The organism is Stenotrophomonas sp. 28608_Sma (assembly GCF_056486185.1).
In genome coordinates, this window is record NZ_CM151308.1 from 75,581 (window position 1) to 91,982 (window position 16,402).

The following is a 16,402-nucleotide window of genomic DNA, read 5'->3' on the forward strand; positions in this document are numbered from 1 at the left end:
CCGGCCAGCGGCCGGCACTACCGTTACGCGGCGCGTCGCAGGGTTTCGGTCAGCGACTCGATGCTGGCGGCCTTCGGTTTGACCAGCCAGAACTTGCCGATGTAGTCGCGGAACTCGTCCAGGATCTGCTGCGCCCAGATGCTGCCGGTCAGCTCGCGATGGCGGCCGATCAGGCGGTGCAGGTGCTGGCGGTAGTTCTCGAAGCCTTCGGCGGACACGCGATGGATGTCGATCAGCTCGTGGTTGTAGCGGTCGACGAAGTCGCGGTCGACGTCCAGCACGTAGGCCAGCCCGCCGGTGAAACCCGCACCGAAGTTCAGGCCGACCTTGCCCAGCACCAGCACCACGCCATCAGTCATGTACTCGCAGCAGTGGTCACCGGCGCCTTCCACCACCGCCAGCGCGCCGGAATTGCGCACGGCGAAACGTTCGCCGGCACGACCGGCAGCGAACAGTTCACCGCCGGTGGCACCGTACAGGCAGGTGTTGCCGATGATCGCGGTGCTGCGTGCCTCGAAGCGGGCGCCGCGCGGCGGACGCACCACCAGGCGGCCGCCCGCCATGCCCTTGCCGACGTAGTCGTTGGCTTCGCCTTCCACTTCCAGGTGCAGGCCGCCGACGTTGAACGCGCCGAAGCTCTGCCCGGCACTGCCGCGGAAACGCAGTTCCAGCGGCGCCTCGGCCATGCCCTGGTTACCGTGTGCGCGTGCCACCGCACCGGCCAGGCGGGTGCCGATGCTGCGGTCGGTGTTGTGGATCAGGAAGCGGTGTTCGCCACCGCGCTTGTGTTCGATGGCCGGGGCCAGCAGGCCGTCCATCTGCGTGGCCAGGCTGTCCGGCGATTCGTACAGGCGCTGCGCCGCACAGTGACTGCCCTCGTAGCGGGCATCGGCCAGCAGGCGTGACAGGTCCACGCGCACGCCGTCGCGCGGCGCCGCCTCGATCTGCCGCAGCAGGTCGGTGCGGCCTACGATTTCTTCCAGCGAACGCACACCCAGGTACGACAGCCAGCCACGCACTTCCTCGGCCAGCAGGCGGAAGAAATTCTCTACGCGCTCGGGCTGGCCGGTGAAGTGGTTCTCGCGCAGGCGCTCGTCCTGGGTGGCCACGCCGGTGGCGCAGTTGTTGAGGTGGCAGATGCGCAGGTACTTGCAGCCCAGCACGATCATCGGCGCGGTGCCGAAGCCGAAGCTGTCCGCGCCCAGCAGCGCGGCCTTGACTACGTCCAGGCCGGTCTTCAGGCCGCCGTCGGTCTGCAGCAGGGTGCGCCCGCGCAGATCGTTGGCCAGCAGCGCCTGGTGCGCTTCGGCCACGCCCAGTTCCCACGGCACGCCGGCATAACGGATCGAGCTGACCGGCGAGGCACCGGTGCCGCCGTCATGGCCGGAGATGGTGATCAGGTCCGCTCCGGCCTTGACCACGCCCGCGGCAATCGTGCCGACGCCGGCATGGCTGACCAGCTTCACCGACACCAGCGCGGTCGGGTTGACCTGCTTGAGGTCGTAGATCAGCTGCGCCAGGTCCTCGATCGAATAGATGTCGTGGTGCGGCGGCGGCGAAATCAGGCCGATGCCCGGGCGCGCATAGCGCAGCCGCGCGATCAGTTCGTTGACCTTGTGCCCGGGCAGCTGGCCGCCTTCGCCGGGCTTGGCGCCCTGCGCGACCTTGATCTGCAGCACTTCGGCATTGACCAGGTATTCGGCGGTGACGCCGAAGCGGCCCGAGGCCACCTGCTTGATCTTGCTGCGCTTGGCGGTGCCATAGCGTGCAGGATCTTCGCCGCCTTCGCCGGAATTGCTGCGACCACCGAGGCGGTTCATCGCAATCGCCAGCGCCTCGTGTGCCTCAGGTGACAGTGCACCCAGGCTGATCGCCGCGGTATCGAAGCGCGGGAACAGTTCGCTGGCCGGCGCCACGTCATCGAGTGGTGTCGGCGCAGCGGCCGGCACCAGTTCCAGCAGGTCGCGCAGTGCCGACGGCGGACGCGCGTGCACGGCATCGCAGTAATGCTGCCAGGCACGCGGATCGCCGCTGCGCGCCGCGCGCTGCAGGGTGGTCACCACGTCCGGGTTGTACATGTGGTACTCGCCGCCGTGCACGTACTTCAGCAGGCCGCCGACATCCACGTCCTGCTGCGCATCCCAGGCCTGCGCACACAGCTCGCGTGCGTCGGCATCCAGGCGCGCGAAACCGGCACCACCGATGCGCGAAGCGGTATCCGGGAAGCACAGGTCCACGACTTCCGGTTCCAGGCCGATGATCTCGAACAGCTGCGCGCCGCGGTAGCTGGCCACGGTACAGATGCCCATCTTCGAGATGATCTTCGACAGGCCCTTGTAGACGCCCTTGCGGTAGCGGCGGCCGATCTGCGACTGCTCACCGCCCTTGCTGAGCTTGAGGATGCCGCGTCGGCCCAGGTCGAACAGGGTCTGATAGGCCAGGTACGGATACACCGCGGTAGCGCCGAAGCCCAGCAGGCAGGCCATGTGGTGCGGGTCGCGCGCGGTGCCGGTCTCGACGATGAGATTCACGTCGCAGCGCAGGCCCAGCCGCGAGAGGTGATGGTGGATGGCGCTGGTGGCCAGCAGCGCATGCACCATCGGCCGTCCGGCCACCGGGTAGCGGTCAGACAGCAGCAGCATCACCATGCCGTCGCGCGCGGCCTGTTCGGCCTCGGCACAGATGCGCTCGATGCCGGCACGCAGGCCCTCGTCTTCGCTGTAGGACAGGTCGAGCAGGCGGTTGGCCTGCACGTACTGGTCCATCTTCAGCAGCTGGCGCAGCTTGCGCTGGCTCAGTACCGGCGAGTTGAGGATGACGTGGTTCACCGTCTCCGGGCCGGCGTGGAAGATGTTGGTCTCCCTGCCGAGCTGGGTGGACAGCGACATCGCACAGTCTTCGCGCAGCGGATCGATCGGCGGGTTGGTGACCTGCGCGAACGCCTGGCGGAAATAGTCGTACAGCGGGCGGCTGCGCTGGCTCAGCACCGCCATCGGCGTGTCGTCGCCCATCGAGCCAGTGGCTTCCTGCTCGGTCTCGGCCAGCGGTCGCAGCACCTGCTCCACTTCCTCGCTGCTGAGCTGGTAGAGCTTGTGGTAGCTGCGCAGCGTGCCTTCGTCGAAGGGTTCCTCCACCAGCGACGGGTCGATCAGTTCGGTCTGCAGGTAGGTCACGCCCTGCTGCAGCCATTGCTTGTACGGCGCGCGACCGCGGTTGATGCGATCCACCGCATCGGAGTCGAGCAGGTCGCCGCGCTTGAGGTCGATGGCGATCATCTCGCCCGGGCCGAGCTTGCCCTTGCGCACCACGCGCTCGGTCGGCACTTCCCACACACCCGCTTCGGAGGCGACCAGGAAGTGGCGGTCGGCGGTCAGCATCCAGCGCGCCGGGCGCAGGCCGTTACGGTCCAAGGTGCACACCGCATAGCGGCTGTCGCAGGCGACGATGCCGGCCGGGCCATCCCACGGCTCGCTGTTGAGCCCATGGAACTCGTAGAAGGCGGCCAGGTCCGGATCCTTGAATTCCAGCGACTGGGTGGCCGGCGGCACCAGGATGCGCAGCGCCTGGATCAGCTCCATGCCACCGGCCACCATCAGCTCCAGCATGTTGTCCAGGCTCTGCGAGTCAGAGCCGTGCATGGAGATGACGGGGTCGAATTCACCGATATCGAAGCGCGGCGTCTTCCACACCTTGCTGCGCGCCTGCGCCCAACGCCGGTTGCCTTCGATGGTGTTGATCTCGCCGTTGTGGGCGAGCATGCGGAACGGGTGCGCCAGCGGCCAGCGCGGTAGCGTGTTGGTGGAGAAGCGCTGGTGGAACACGATCGCGCTGGAGGCCAGCTCGCGGCGCTGCAGGTCCGGGAAGAAACGGCTGAGCTTGTCCGGCAGCACCATGCCCTTGTAGCTGATCGCATCCGGGGTGAGGGTGGTGACGTAGAAGTCGGCGTGTCCGCGCAGCTGCTGTTCGCTGCGGCGACGGGCCAGGAACAGCGCCAGCGCGAAGCCGGCATCGTCCTGGCCGATGCCGGCGTCGACGAACACCTGCTCGATGCGCGGCAACGTGTCGCGCGCCAGCTGGCCGCAGACGCTGTCATCGGTGGGCACCTCGCGCCAGCCGGCGACCTTGCAGCCCACCGCTTCCACCTGCGCCTGCAGCTGCGCGCGGCAGGCCTGCGCCGCGTCGGCGTCGTGCGGCAGGAACACCAGGCCGGCGGCGAAGCGTGCGGAGACCGCGATGCCGGCTTCGCTGGCCAGCAGTTTCAGGAACGCATCGGGGCGGCGCAGCAGCAGGCCGCAGCCATCGCCGGTCAGGCCATCGGCGGCGACACCGCCACGGTGGGTCATGCGCGAAAGCGCGGCGATGGCGGTATCAACCAACAGGCGCGATGGTTGATCGTCGAGCTGGGCGACCATGCCAAATCCACAGGCATCGCGCTCGGAGCGCGGGTCGTAAAGCCCTTGGCGGTTGCGGGGGGCCATCTCTACCTCGATGCGGAATGAATTGAACGGGGACACTCAAGCCCGCTCAATCCCTGGAGCGCATCGTGAGGCCACCGGATGCCTCGACTAGATCACAGGTTGCTGCAACGCCGCAATACACGGTTGCAGGTGCAACAGAACGCGCCGGCAACCCAGTGCCGGCGCGGGGCCGGACTCAGCCGCAGCGCGCGCCGCTGACGGCGCCCTTGGCGTCCACTTCGATGTTCAGGCGGTCGCCGAGGAACTCCATCGTGGCCACGTCGTTGGGCTTGAGCACGCGCACCTGGTTGGCGCCGGCATCTTCCTGCGCCTGCTTGCCCAGCGCGTCGGTGTAGGTCTGGCCGACCAGGCTCTGCACCTGGCTGGCATCGCAGGTGCCGACCGGCGGAGCCTCGGTGGCCTTGCCGGCTTCGTCGGCCGGCGCCTTGGCGGCTTCGGCGGCCTGCTGGGCGTGGGCCGTGGCCGAATCCTGTTCATCCAGCGCCGGTGCCTGGCAGGCGGTCAGCGCCAGCACGGCCGGCAGCAACAGGGCGGAGAGTGAACGGGCGCGAATCGGGAACGACATCATGACTCCGGAAGGGGTTGTGAAGACCCGAGCATAGCGGCGAACCGGCCCTCACGTGTTTGTCTTGTGTTATCGACAGGATCGCGGCATGGCGACGGCGACACTACCGACATGCCAACCCCCTCCACCCCCGAACGACAGGCCGCGCGCGCGGCCGGCCTGCGCTATGTCGATGACACCCAGCCGGGCATCAGCCGGCGCCGCGCCGGCAAGGGTTTCAGCTACCGCGATGCCGATGGTCACGCGATACGCGACGCCACCACCCTGCAACGCATCCGTGCGCTGGCGATTCCGCCGGCGTATACCGCCGTATGGATCTGCGCCCACGCCAACGGCCACCTGCAGGCCACCGGCCGCGATGCACGCGGACGCAAGCAGTACCGCTACCACGCCGACTGGGCCAAGGAGCGCGACGCCGGCAAGTTCGACCGCATCATCGCCTTTGGCGAGGCCTTGCCCACGCTGCGGCGGCGGTTGTCGCGGGATCTCAAGCGACCTGGGTTTCCGCAGGAAAAGGTGCTGGCCATGGTGGTGGCGCTGTTGGCGGACACCCTGGTGCGGGTCGGCAATGAAACCTATGCACAACAGAACCGTTCGTTCGGACTGACCACGCTGCGCAACCGCCATCTGGAGCTGCTGCGCGGCGGCCGGGTGCGCATGCGCTTCCGCGGCAAGTCCGGGCAGCTGCAGGAGGTGACCGTGGGCGACCGCAAGCTGGGACTGCTGGTGCGGCGCCTGCAGCAGCTGCCGGGGCAGGCGCTGTTCCAGTACCGCGATGACGACGGTGCGCTGCAGCCGGTGGATTCCGGCGCGGTGAACGACTACCTGCGCGAGGTGATGGGCGAGGACTTCACTGCCAAGGATTTCCGCACCTGGGGTGGCACGGTGGCGGCGGTGCAGGCGTTTGCCGCCACCGAACTGCCGGAACCGGCCAGTCAGCGCGCGCTGGCGCAGGCGCAGCGCGCGGTGGTGTGCGAAGTGGCATCGCTGCTGGGCAATACCCCGGCGGTGTGCCGCAAGGCCTACATCGACCCGTGCGTGTTCGCCGGCTGGGAGCGCGGCGAACTGGCCAAGCTGGCCGGCCTGCGTGGGCCGCGCCAGTGGGAACAGGCCACCCTGCGCGTGCTGCGCAGGGCGCGCCGGCTCAACCGCAGTCGTCAGCCGCAGTAGATCGCGGTGATGTTGTTGGTGCGGCCCTTCTCGATGGTCAGGCGATCGCCGCCCTCGCTGGCCGGCGGTACCCGCGGACCGTCATGGCGCAGCACCCGCACATGCAGGCTGTCGCTGTCCACGCGTGCGCGGTCCACGGTGGCATCCGAAGCGGCCAAGCCCAGTGCGCCGCGCACCATGTCGCTGTGGCACTGCCCGGAAATCACGCCGTCGATCGGCTGCACCTGGGCCATCGGCGTGCTGCTGCAGGCGGCGAGGGCGAAGCAGACGGCGGTGGTGGCGATGGCATGTTTCATGGTGGCGTTCCTTGTGTGGTTGCGTGCAGCGTGCAGCGTGCGACGTCGCACGTGGTGGCGGAATGAATACCGTGCACATCGTGGACACGGCGCGCTCACCGCCGCCAACAGCGTGGGTGGAGACACTGCAGAAGCGGCAAGGGCCGCCCCCGGTAGTGCCGGCCGCTGGCCGGCAGCCCCTTTCCCTCCCGAGGAGACCTGCATGGCCACCACCAAGAAAGCCCCCGTCCGCCGCAAAGCCTCGCCCAAGGTGCGCAAAGGCAGCACCGCAACCAAGACTGTCGCCGCCCCCGATCGCCCGCGCGTGGTGAAGACCGCAACCCGCAAGGCGGCTGCCAGCGATCCGCGGGCAGCGCGCGTCGCGGCCCGGCAGCGGCGCTTGCAGGACCAGGAAAAGGCCAAGGATGTGCGCGCGGCAAAGAAGGCAACAAAGAAGACCGCGACCCAGGCAGGTGCACGCCGTCAGCCGGAGGCGATGCCGGCGCAGCAGCTGGCCAAGCCCGGGCACGAACACGAACTGGAGCTGGCGCCGCGTTTCCTTGCACCGGACTACACCGGCAGCGGCAAGCTGCAGGGGATGCGTGCGATCGTCACCGGTGGCGATTCCGGCATTGGCCGTGCAGTGGCGGTGCTGTTCGCACGCGAAGGCGCCGATGTGGCGGTACTGCACCTGGACGAGGCCGAGGACGCGGACATCACCCGCCAGCACGTGGAGCGCGAAGGCGGCCGCTGCGTGGTGATCGCCGGCGACGTGCGCGATCCGCGCTTCTGCAACAAGGCGGTCAAGCAGGTGGCCAAGGCGTTCGGCGGCATCGACATCCTGGTCAACAATGCCGCGTTCCAGCTGCATTGCGAGCGGCTGGAAGACCTGGAAGACGCGCATCTGCAGGAAACCCTGCAGACCAACATCGGCGGTTACATACAGATGGCGCGCGCGGTACTGCAGCATCTGGGCGAGGGTGCCAGCATCATCAATACAGGATCGGAAACGGGAATCTTCGGCAGCAAGGCGCTGATCGATTACTCGGCCACCAAGGGCGCGATCCATGCGTTCACCAAATCGCTGGCGAGCCAATTGCTACCACGTGGCATCCGGGTCAACTGCGTGGCGCCGGGACCGGTGTGGACGCCGCTGAACCCGGCCGACAAGCCGGCGGAGGACGTGGCGGAGTTCGGCAAGGACAGCGACATGGGGCGGCCCGCACAGCCTGAAGAACTGTCGCCGGCCTATGTATTCCTGGCCTCGCCGGTCTGTGCCAGCTACATCAGCGGGGTGATCCTGCCGGTGATGGGCGGGCCGCGGGGGTGAGGCCGGGCGCGGCATGTGCCGCCTGAATGGGGCAGGTGCTGGGGTGTGCGCTGTGTCAAAAGCTCCGTCGGGCAGCTGGGGTAGGCTGACTCCCAACCGATCACGTTCAAGGACCGACCATGCCCGAGATGGATATCAATGCGGCGGCCAACGAAGTCGTCGCCCTGTTGCGGCAGAACGACGTGCGCGGTGCCGCCGCCCGCCTGGAGGCCCTGCACGACGGCCAGAGTGTTGTGGTGCAGGAATCGCTGGATCGCTACATCTCGGCGCGTGCCGCCACCGAGCTTGAGGCGTTGCGCCGGAATGGTGGTGTTGCCGCAGCAGATGCGGCCACAGTGAACCCGATGCTGGATCGCCTGGGTGAGGCGACGCGCCCACCGCGGATGCCCGAGGCGGCAGAGACCGCGGGCTTGAGCCAGGCCCAGCAGTACGACGTCTACGGCAGCATCGTGGCCCAGCGCGGCAACACGGCAGCGAACGAAGCAATGGCGACGCAGGACCGCGTGGTGCTGGGGCTGCGCGACGAGAACCGCACCACGGAGGCGCGCGGGCGTGGTGTCTACGACGACCGCATCGTGGTGCTGTGGAAGGATGCGCAGGGCCAAGGCCATGTGCGCGAGTTCAACCAGGCCACGACCGAGCCGACCGCGCAGTACGACGGCCATGCCAAGACCACGCCGCGCAGCCCGGGCTTCGGCAACGTGGCACCGCGTACCAAGACCGAGGGCGAGGACGTCAATGGCGACCGGGTCAAGGATCTGGGGCGACTGGGCGAAGGCACCACCGAAATGCGCGCGACCACCCACCCGCGCCACGGCCACGCCGATGAGTTCGCGCTGCGTCCCTCGCAGGACGCGGTAACCGCCGGTGCCGGCCGGGTGGAGCGGGACAGCAATGGCGATGGCTGGTTCGACGCGCGCGATACCCAGGGCGTGCAGGACCTCAACGACACCTTCAAGATCCACCGCGGCAGCCGGGCAAACACCGATTCGGCAGGTTGCCAGACCATCGGTGGCGGCGAGTACGACGACTTCGTGGCGACGGTGCGCGGCACGCCCGGGCAGAACCGCTGGCAGTACGTGCTGACCTCGGTCGCACCGGGGCAGGCGCGTGAGCTGGGGCAGGACGCCCCGCTTGCTGCCAATGACGACCCCCGCCAGCCCCAGCATCGCGACCATGCCCTGCAGCAGCAGATCAGTACGCGCCTGCAGGCGTTGGGCGGACGCTACGCCGAGCATGCCGATGCCTACAGCTTGGTGATGCTGCGCGAAGCGAAGGCCGCAGGCATCACCCATGTCGACCAGATCGTGGCCAGCAACCCCAGCGCGGGTCGTGCAGCCGGTGAGACGCTGTTCCTTGTGCAGGGCAGTCCGGGCGATCCTGCGGCGCTGCGCGCAGGGGTCAATGCAGCCGAGGTGCGCGAAACTTCGGTGGAATCCAGCCTGCGCCAGCTGCAGCAGCAATCGCGCGAACAGGCGGCACCCACACCCGCGCCTGCACACCTGCAGGAAGCGCCGGCGATGGGAGGGCGTTGAGCGATGATCCGATCACACCTGATGCCGAGCGTTTCGTTGATGCTGTTGCTGGCCTGCAGCGCCTGCGCGCCCGCTGGAGAGCGCGTCGCGCCGGTAGCACCCACCGCCAGCTCGTCGGCGAAACCGGAGACCTTGCCTGCGCAGACCCTGCCCACTGATCGAGGATTGCCCGCACTGCCAGATGCCTCCGGCAGCGCCCATCCCGGCGGTCGCTACGCTGCGCTACCCGAACCTGCCAGGCAGGTGCTGGCGCAGTTGAAGTGCAACGTGGAGGGCGCCAGCAAGGTGCAGGTGCTTTCCACTCCCGCGCAGGATGGCCAGCAGGATTTCATGGTCACCGATCGCAGCGGGCCGCGCTTCCGCTACTGGATGCGGTCGTTCTCCGGCCGTGGCGGTACCACCGGGTATCTGGTGCAGCTGCAGGACTGCCCGGCAACCACCACGGGCATGCGCGCCTACATCGCACAGGGAGCCGCACCGCTGCAGGATGTCACCGCGTTGTTGCTGGCGCAGGCCGAGCTGCCCGACGCGGCGACCATGACGGCTTACCAGGACAAGGGCGCGGGTGATCTGTTCGCCTTCATCGGGGCGCTGGACAAGGTGCCGGTGCTGCGCTGGGTGGCCGAAGCAGACCCCGAACAGCCACTGGCCGCCGATGCGCGCAGCTTCGACCATGGCAATGCCATCCACGGCGGTTTCCTGCGCTGGAACCAGGATCACTTCGAAGTGGCCAGGACCGTACCCGCCGCGCTATGGCCCTGCGATGACAGCCCGTTGCTGCCGTGCAAGGGCGACCCGTTCGTGAGCGGGCGTTGAGGCCGCGCGCGCATAGAAATCGGCAATGCGCGGAATGAACTGCTGTGGATTGGCGCCGACCAGATTGGTCAGCACCACCACCGCGACGTCGCGGTCGGGATAGACCACGAAGGCCGAGCGCGCACCGCCGATACCGGCCACCTGAAGGTCGGGCGATGCACGCAGCACCGGCCAGCCGCCCGCCCATGGGCCGGCACGGCCATCGGTGAGGCGCTCTGCGGTCCACATCCTCTTCCGAGGTGCATCCTGAAGCAGGCGCCCGTCGGTCAGCGCGACCAGCCAGCGTGCGGTGTCATCGGCGGTGGTGAGGATGCCACCACCGGCCCACAGTGAAGGCGGAATGTCGTAGAACCAATGCGACAGGCGCGGCGGTGCATCGGCTGCGTCGGTTGCACGCGGGGCCAGGCTGTACATCGTTGCCATCTGCGGAATCAGATCGTAGCTGTCGCCAAAGGTGGTGCGCGCCATGCGCGCGCTGCTGAACTGGCCGGTGGCGAGGAATCGTTCATAGGACATGCCCGATTGCTGCGCGATGATCCGCGCCAGCAGCACGTAGTTGGTCTGGTTGTATGCGAAGCGCTGGCCGGAGGCCGCCTCCATCGGCAGCGCGGTGACCGCCGCCCACGCTTGGGCTTCGGTACCACCACCCAGCAGCCCGCTCGCATCGAGGATGTCGGGCAGTCCCGAGGTATGTGCCAGCAGCTGGCGCACACGCACGTCCTGCCAGGTGGCCGGAAGATCATCCAGATAGCGCGATGCTGGGGCATCCAGATCCAATCGCCCCTGCTGTGCCAACTGCGCGATGGCCACGCCGGTGAACGCCTTGGTGGCCGAATTGAGCGGAAAGCGGGTGTCGCGCGAGGCAAGCACACCGTTCTCGACATTGGCCAGGCCGTAGGCCTCGGACAACACGATCTGCCCGTCCTTGACCACCGCGACCTGCAGCCCGGGAATGCGCTGCTCCAGCATGATCTGGCGGATCAGGCGGCGGGTCTGGTCGTTGGCCTGGTCCTGGCTGGCGGAGATGGCGGCGAAGGGCAGGGCAGTGATGAGCATGAGCACGACTCGAAGCGTTGGGCGGAACATGCGGGATTCCGGCGGGGCGTCGAGGATCGGATGCAGCGGGTGCGCAAAAGGTTTAAGCAGTACCTGCGCTGCGAGGCAGGTACTGGTTGTGTGCGCGGGACGTGCCTGCTGCGGCTAGCGGATCCGGGAAGGAGACCTTCCGAACTGCCGCTTGAACGCGGCACTGAAGCTGCTGGTATGGGCGTACCCGGCCACGCTGGCCGCCACGTCCACTGACACCCGTCGTTGTAGCAGGGCGTCGTGTGCCCGTTGCAGGCGCAGTGCACGCAGCCAGGCGGCGATGCTGCTGCCGTGCAGCTGCTGGAAGGTGCTTTGCAGGTCGACGGCGTTGGTCCCCAGCCTGCGCGCCATCTGGTTGATGGTCAGGCCATCGGCCTCGCCGCTCTGCAGCCACTGTTGCAACTGGTCCACGCAACGCCGCAGATGTGCGCTGGGGGCAGGCGCCTCGCGTTCGGCGATCACGGATCGAACCACGCTGGCCGCGACTTCCAGAGCAAAGCTCTCGCGTTGCAGGCTGGCCAGCAGAGGCGGCTCCACCGTTTCCGCCCCGAACAACGCTGCGGCCCGCCGCAGCAGTGGCGCAGGTGGTTGCCACGCCTGGTTGCGTGCGTGGCTCAGTCGCAGGCGGGTGAGTCCGGCCGATGCAATGCCATCGAGCTGGCGCGACAACCAGTCCTGGCCGAGGTGCAGGCTGACCTTGGTTTCCTCGCGACCCGCCTGCCAATGGCGCTGGAACGCTTCCTCCTCACGAAGGTGGACCAGCATCGCCGGGCTCCCGGTCCGGCGGCTGTCCATCTGCAGGCGCTGGTTGGCGATGACCACTTCGGCCTGCCCCTGCAGCAGGAAGCTGGCGGTGAGACCCGCAGGCAGGCAGTTCTGGCTGCGGCCGCCGACCATGTCCTGGCTACGGCTGAGGTAGAGCACCAGGCCGCTGTCCATCGACTGCACCTGCTGCCAGCCGGCCAGCACCGGCAGCGCATCGGGAAGGCCCGATTCAAAGTCGACCCGGCCACCCAGCGCGTGGGCGGCGCTCATCAGTTCGGCGCAGGAATAGACCTGCATGCAAGGCACCCGCGAATGCTGTCGTGCCTAAATTTTCTTTCGTCGCGCCTAAACTTTCAATGGTATTGCAAATTATTCTCATTTGCGGGGGCTCGCTGCCCCTTTCCCCTGTTCAGCAAGAAGGTCGATGGCGATGGGTCTGGTGATCAACGAGGCGGTGGTGCTGCGTGCCGTCTTCCATGGCGCGGTGGATGCGCACCAGATCCGGTACTGGCTGGACCGCGTGCAGGCGCTGATCGATGCCCACCGCCCCTTCTACTTCGTTGCCAGCACCGCGCCCGGTGCCACCTTCTGCGACGATTACCGTGCCCTGCAGGCGGTCTGGTACAAGCAGTACAAGGCCGCCTTCCGGCAGTACTGCCGGGGCCTGGTGCGCATCGCCAGCGATGCCGCCGAGCAGCAACGGCTGGACACCCCGGCGCTGCACGCGGCCTGGGCCGTGCCGTACTTCGTCACTACCGATGCCGGCGCCGGAATGCGCTGGATCGGCGAACGGCTGGAGCAGGCCGATGCGCACTGATCGTTCTGCCGCGTCGCCCTTTGGCCTGGGTGTGATCGTCGCGCTGTACATGGCACATGCCTTGCCCCTGTATTTCTACAACGTGGCGGTGCCGGCCATCCTGCGCAGCCAGGGCGTGGACCTGCGCTGGATCGGCATGCTGTCGCTGCTGTACCTGCCGTGGGCGCTGAAGTTCCTGTGGGCACCGCTGGTGGACCGCTGGCACCTGCCCGCCCTCGGCCGCCGCCGCAGCTGGCTGTGGCTGACGCAACTGTTGCTGCTGGCCGGCATCCTGGTGCTGGCGTTCACCGGCCTGGATCATGGCCTGGTCGTGTTCGTGCTGGTCGGCATGTGGATCTCAAGCATTGCTGCCACCCAGGATATCGCCATCGACGGCTACACCGTGGAGGCGCTGGCGCCGGCCGAGCACCGGCTGGGTAGCATGGCGCAGAGCGTGGGTGTCGCCCTGGGCAGCATGATTGGTGGCGCCGGTGTGCTGTGGCTGTATGAAACCCGCGGCTGGAGCGTGGCCCTGCTGAGCCTGGCGGCAATGAGCGCACTGACCCTGCTGGCAGTTCAGCAGATCAATGAAACGCCTGCCAGGCCCGACGCGCCGCGGCCGAGCATCCTGCGTGCGCTGCGTCGCCCCGAACTGCGCTGGGCGCTGCTGCTGATCGTGCTGTACCGGCTGGTGGAAGCGCCGGCCATGGCGATGATCAATCCGCTGCTGGTCGACCAGCAGTTCAGCCTGACCGAGATCGGGCTGCTGATCTCGGTGGGTGGTGCCGGTACCGGCATGCTGGCTGCGGTGGCCGCCGCCTGGCTGCTCAAGCAGCGCCGGGCCGAGCAGTTGCTGATGCACGCTGGCTGGTGGCGCACCGTGTTGTATGTACTGCTGGCGTTGATGCTTTACAGCGGTGCGATGGCGACGTCACGGTGGGGCCTGGGCGCGCTGGTGATCACGCTGCTGGCGCTGCGCTATGTGGCGATGACCAGCCTGTATGCCCTGTTCATGCGGGTCAGTTCGCGTGCCCAGGCCGGCACTGATTTCACCCTGCTCGTGTGCTTCGAACTGCTGGTCAATTTCATCGGCGGCGCGTTGTCTGGCTTCCTCGCCAAGGGCCTGGGCTACCCCATCTACTACATCGCGCTGGCGGCAGTTTCGGCGCTCGGGTTGCTGCTGTGCCGGCCGCTGATGCGCCGCTTCGCAGCACCCACGAACTCCCCCTGATACGCAACGAGGACACCATGCGGCATACCGCAGCAACCTTTCCGCTGGCGATGCTGGCGTTGGCCATCAGTGGCCAGCTGGCGGCGCAGAATACGTCCGCTACGGCTGGCACCCGGCAACTGGATGCGGTGAGTGTCACCGCCGTGCGAGGCGCACGCAGCGTGGCCGAGATCGCCGGCACCGTGTATGCCATCGAGCGCGAGCAGATTGCCCAGCAGATCACCGCCGGGCGCAGCACCGCCGACATCCTCGGCCAGCTGGTGCCGTCGCTGGCGCCGGCCAGCGGGACCACCAGCAACTACGGCATGACCATGCGTGGCCGCAGCGTGCAGGTGATGATCGATGGCGTGCCGTTGACCGGCGCACGCGATGGGTCGCGCCAGCTCAACAGCATCTCGCCGACCATGATCGAGCGCATCGAGGTGATCTCCGGCGCCACCGCGCTGTATGGCGCCGGTGCCAGTGGCGGCATCATCAACATCATCACCCTGCAGCCTGGCGATCAGCCGGTCCAGCTGGCAAGCCAGTTCGGCCTGCGCAGTCCCTCGCATCTGTCCAGTGACACGCTGGCCTGGAACGCCGCGCAGACCATGACCGTGCGCGGCGATCAGTTCAGTGGGGCGTTCGGCTTCGCCTATGGCCGGCAGGGCGCATCGCTGGATGCGCATGGCCGCCGTATCGGTCCGGAGATCGCGCAGACCGATCGGCAGGACACCGAGACCCGCGAACTCAATGCGCGCTTCGACTGGACCCCGACGGACAGCCAGCAGTTGAGCGTGGGCGTGCGCTGGTTCGACGATCAGCAGGACAGTGATCATGGCCCCGACTATGGCCCGCGCCTGGCTGCGCTGTTCAACCCAGCATTCACGCCCAGCCACCAGGCGCTGCCCGGCCTGCAGCTGGAGGCGCAGCCACGTACCCGGCACCAGGGAGTGAATGCGCAGTACCGCAACCGCGATGTACTGGGCGGGCAGGAACTGAGCGTGGAAGCCTATTACCGCAACGAGCAGGGGCGCTGGTTCCCGTCGGTGTCGACGCTGGTGCACCCGGCACTGCGCGGTGGCTTCGCCTATGTGGCGATGCAGTCCAATACCGATATCGATGTGTGGGGCCTGCGCACAGCGCTGCACAAGGGTTTCGACGTGGCGGGCCGCAGCCTGCAGCTGTCGTACGGCGTGGACCACGAGCGCGAGCAGGACAGCCAGCGGGGGCAGATGTATGACATCAACCGCTTCATCGCCAGCAACGGTCTCGATTACCAGCCCACCGCGCAGTACGCGATGGGGCCGGACGTGCGCGTGGATACCACCGGCCTGTTCCTGCAGGCCGACCATTCGCTGAGTGAGCGCTTCAGCGTGCAGGCCGGCGTGCGCCACCAGATCCTGCGCAACCGCGTAGAAGACTCGCTTCCCTACACCGAAGCGATCACGGCCGATGCCGTTGCCGGGTATCAGCCGCACCTGCTGCGGGGCGGCCGCGTGCGCCACTCGCAGACCCTGTTCAATGCCGGCGTGGTGTACCGGATGGATGCATCGCAACAGCTGTTCGCCAACGTCTCGCAGGGCTTCAGCCTGCCCGACACCCAGCGCATGCTGCGCGATGTACCGGCAAGCTTCGTCATCGACAGCCGCAACGTCGGCCCGATCAAGGTCGACAGCTATGAGCTGGGCTGGCGCCGCAGCGATGCATCGCTGCAGAGCGCGGTGACCGCGTTCTACAACCGCTCGGACAAGACCGTGCAGTTCAACCGCGACTACAGCGTGTCGGTGGCCGACACCGATGAGCGCGTGTGGGGCGTGGAGGCCAACCTGCGCTACACACCGACGGCGCAGCTGGAGCTGGGCGCAAGCCTTGCCAGCACCCGGGGCCAGTACCGCGATGCTGCCGGACGTTGGCGTGAGCTCAATGCGTTCCGCGTTTCACCCTTGAAGGCGGGTGTGCATGGGCAGTGGCGCTTCGCCAATGACAGCCTGCTGCGCTTGCAGGGACAAGTGGTGGGCGGGACCGATCGTGCCTGGCGCGATGCACCACTCGCAGCGATCAGTCCCAGCATCCGCGCTACCCCGGCGGCGAAGATCCACGGCTATGCGGTGTTCGACCTGATCGGCGAGCTGCCGCTGGCAGGCGGCCGCTTCAGTGTCGGCATCTACAACCTGGCTGATCGTGACTACCGCACGGTCTATGGCCAGCAGGCCGAGGCGACCTACGGGAAGATGTCCAGTCTGCCGGCGGCAGGGCGGACCTTCTCGATCGGGTATCGGGTGGAGTACTGAGGGGCACGCCCCCCTACCGTTCGTCGGCCCATGACTTCCGGGGGGTTGACTACAGTTGTCGTCACACTGAAAGTGGCGACAC

12 protein-coding genes are annotated in these 16,402 nt (G+C 67.7%); 7 read left to right on the plus strand and 5 right to left on the minus strand.

From position 1 onward, the window contains the following. Positions 1–23: 23 nt before the first annotated feature. Positions 24–4,478, minus strand: a complete 4,455-nt coding sequence (gltB, locus tag ACZLHH_RS00320) for a glutamate synthase large subunit (RefSeq protein ID WP_180844755.1) — start codon at positions 4,476–4,478, stop codon at positions 24–26. A 175-nt stretch (positions 4,479–4,653) separates the two neighbouring features. Continuing rightward, entirely contained in the window at positions 4,654–5,043 is a 390-nt protein-coding gene (locus tag ACZLHH_RS00325) for an I78 family peptidase inhibitor (RefSeq protein WP_004133799.1), read from the minus strand. Between the two features lie 111 nt (positions 5,044–5,154). Between ACZLHH_RS00325 and ACZLHH_RS00330 the strand changes: the two genes are divergently transcribed. Continuing rightward, complete coding sequence (locus tag ACZLHH_RS00330; RefSeq protein ID WP_197573165.1) at positions 5,155–6,213, plus strand: DNA topoisomerase IB; 1,059 nt, start codon at positions 5,155–5,157, stop codon at positions 6,211–6,213. Here ACZLHH_RS00330 and ACZLHH_RS00335 read toward each other — a convergent pair. Next, on the minus strand, positions 6,201–6,509 hold the full coding sequence (locus ACZLHH_RS00335; RefSeq protein WP_121504989.1) for a hypothetical protein: 309 nt from the start codon (positions 6,507–6,509) through the stop codon (positions 6,201–6,203). The two genes, ACZLHH_RS00330 and ACZLHH_RS00335, sit on opposite strands and share 13 nt — an antisense overlap. Before the next feature lie 202 nt (positions 6,510–6,711). Here ACZLHH_RS00335 and ACZLHH_RS00340 point away from each other — a divergent pair, with 202 nt between their 5' ends. The 3 genes from ACZLHH_RS00340 (at position 6,712) to ACZLHH_RS00350 (ending at position 10,169) form a co-directional block, all read left to right on the plus strand. Then, positions 6,712–7,818, plus strand: coding sequence for an SDR family oxidoreductase (locus ACZLHH_RS00340; RefSeq protein ID WP_180844757.1), 1,107 nt, complete (start codon positions 6,712–6,714; stop codon positions 7,816–7,818). Between the two features lie 119 nt (positions 7,819–7,937). Next, the gene (locus ACZLHH_RS00345; protein WP_180844758.1) at positions 7,938–9,353 is read left to right on the plus strand and encodes an XVIPCD domain-containing protein; all 1,416 of its coding nucleotides are present in this window, start codon (positions 7,938–7,940) and stop codon (positions 9,351–9,353) included. 3 nt (positions 9,354–9,356) lie between these two features. Continuing rightward, on the plus strand, positions 9,357–10,169 hold the full coding sequence (locus tag ACZLHH_RS00350) for a hypothetical protein (protein ID WP_180844759.1): 813 nt from the start codon (positions 9,357–9,359) through the stop codon (positions 10,167–10,169). Here ACZLHH_RS00350 and ACZLHH_RS00355 read toward each other — a convergent pair. Both ACZLHH_RS00355 and ACZLHH_RS00360 read right to left on the minus strand, forming a co-directional pair. Then, positions 10,104–11,225, minus strand: a complete 1,122-nt coding sequence (locus ACZLHH_RS00355) for a serine hydrolase domain-containing protein (RefSeq protein ID WP_180844760.1) — start codon at positions 11,223–11,225, stop codon at positions 10,104–10,106. The genes ACZLHH_RS00350 and ACZLHH_RS00355 overlap by 66 nt on opposite strands. 144 nt (positions 11,226–11,369) lie before the next feature. Next, a complete protein-coding gene (locus tag ACZLHH_RS00360) occupies positions 11,370–12,317 on the minus strand; it encodes a helix-turn-helix transcriptional regulator (protein WP_180844761.1) in 948 nt (315 codons plus the stop codon). A gap of 127 nt (positions 12,318–12,444) precedes the next feature. Here ACZLHH_RS00360 and ACZLHH_RS00365 point away from each other — a divergent pair, with 127 nt between their 5' ends. The 3 genes from ACZLHH_RS00365 to ACZLHH_RS00375 are packed head-to-tail and all read left to right on the plus strand — an operon-like array spanning position 12,445 to position 16,320. After that, complete coding sequence (locus tag ACZLHH_RS00365; RefSeq protein WP_232528179.1) at positions 12,445–12,837, plus strand: hypothetical protein; 393 nt, start codon at positions 12,445–12,447, stop codon at positions 12,835–12,837. After that, entirely contained in the window at positions 12,827–14,047 is a 1,221-nt protein-coding gene (locus ACZLHH_RS00370; RefSeq protein ID WP_180844762.1) for an MFS transporter, read from the plus strand. The genes ACZLHH_RS00365 and ACZLHH_RS00370 overlap by 11 nt, the downstream gene beginning before the upstream one ends. Before the next feature lie 17 nt (positions 14,048–14,064). Continuing rightward, positions 14,065–16,320 carry a TonB-dependent receptor gene (locus tag ACZLHH_RS00375; RefSeq protein WP_180844763.1) on the plus strand — a complete coding sequence of 752 codons (2,256 nt, stop codon included), beginning with the start codon at positions 14,065–14,067 and terminating at the stop codon, positions 16,318–16,320. Positions 16,321–16,402: the final 82 nt, after the last annotated feature.

What these genes read in the sequence shown, in the direction of transcription:
- ACZLHH_RS00345 (WP_180844758.1), top strand. Translation starts at nt 7,938, where the DNA reads ATGCCCGAGATGGATATCAATGCGGCGGCCAACGAAGTCGTCGCCCTG.
- ACZLHH_RS00375 (WP_180844763.1), top strand. Translation starts at nt 14,065, where the DNA reads ATGCGGCATACCGCAGCAACCTTTCCGCTGGCGATGCTGGCGTTGGCC.
- ACZLHH_RS00365 (WP_232528179.1), top strand. Translation starts at nt 12,445, where the DNA reads ATGGCGATGGGTCTGGTGATCAACGAGGCGGTGGTGCTGCGTGCCGTC.
- ACZLHH_RS00370 (WP_180844762.1), top strand. Translation starts at nt 12,827, where the DNA reads ATGCGCACTGATCGTTCTGCCGCGTCGCCCTTTGGCCTGGGTGTGATC.
- ACZLHH_RS00360 (WP_180844761.1), bottom strand. Translation starts at nt 12,317, where the DNA reads ATGCAGGTCTATTCCTGCGCCGAACTGATGAGCGCCGCCCACGCGCTG.
- ACZLHH_RS00330 (WP_197573165.1), top strand. Translation starts at nt 5,155, where the DNA reads ATGCCAACCCCCTCCACCCCCGAACGACAGGCCGCGCGCGCGGCCGGC.
- ACZLHH_RS00355 (WP_180844760.1), bottom strand. Translation starts at nt 11,225, where the DNA reads ATGCTCATCACTGCCCTGCCCTTCGCCGCCATCTCCGCCAGCCAGGAC.
- ACZLHH_RS00325 (WP_004133799.1), bottom strand. Translation starts at nt 5,043, where the DNA reads ATGTCGTTCCCGATTCGCGCCCGTTCACTCTCCGCCCTGTTGCTGCCG.
- ACZLHH_RS00350 (WP_180844759.1), top strand. Translation starts at nt 9,357, where the DNA reads ATGATCCGATCACACCTGATGCCGAGCGTTTCGTTGATGCTGTTGCTG.
- gltB (WP_180844755.1), bottom strand. Translation starts at nt 4,478, where the DNA reads ATGGCCCCCCGCAACCGCCAAGGGCTTTACGACCCGCGCTCCGAGCGC.
- ACZLHH_RS00340 (WP_180844757.1), top strand. Translation starts at nt 6,712, where the DNA reads ATGGCCACCACCAAGAAAGCCCCCGTCCGCCGCAAAGCCTCGCCCAAG.
- ACZLHH_RS00335 (WP_121504989.1), bottom strand. Translation starts at nt 6,509, where the DNA reads ATGAAACATGCCATCGCCACCACCGCCGTCTGCTTCGCCCTCGCCGCC.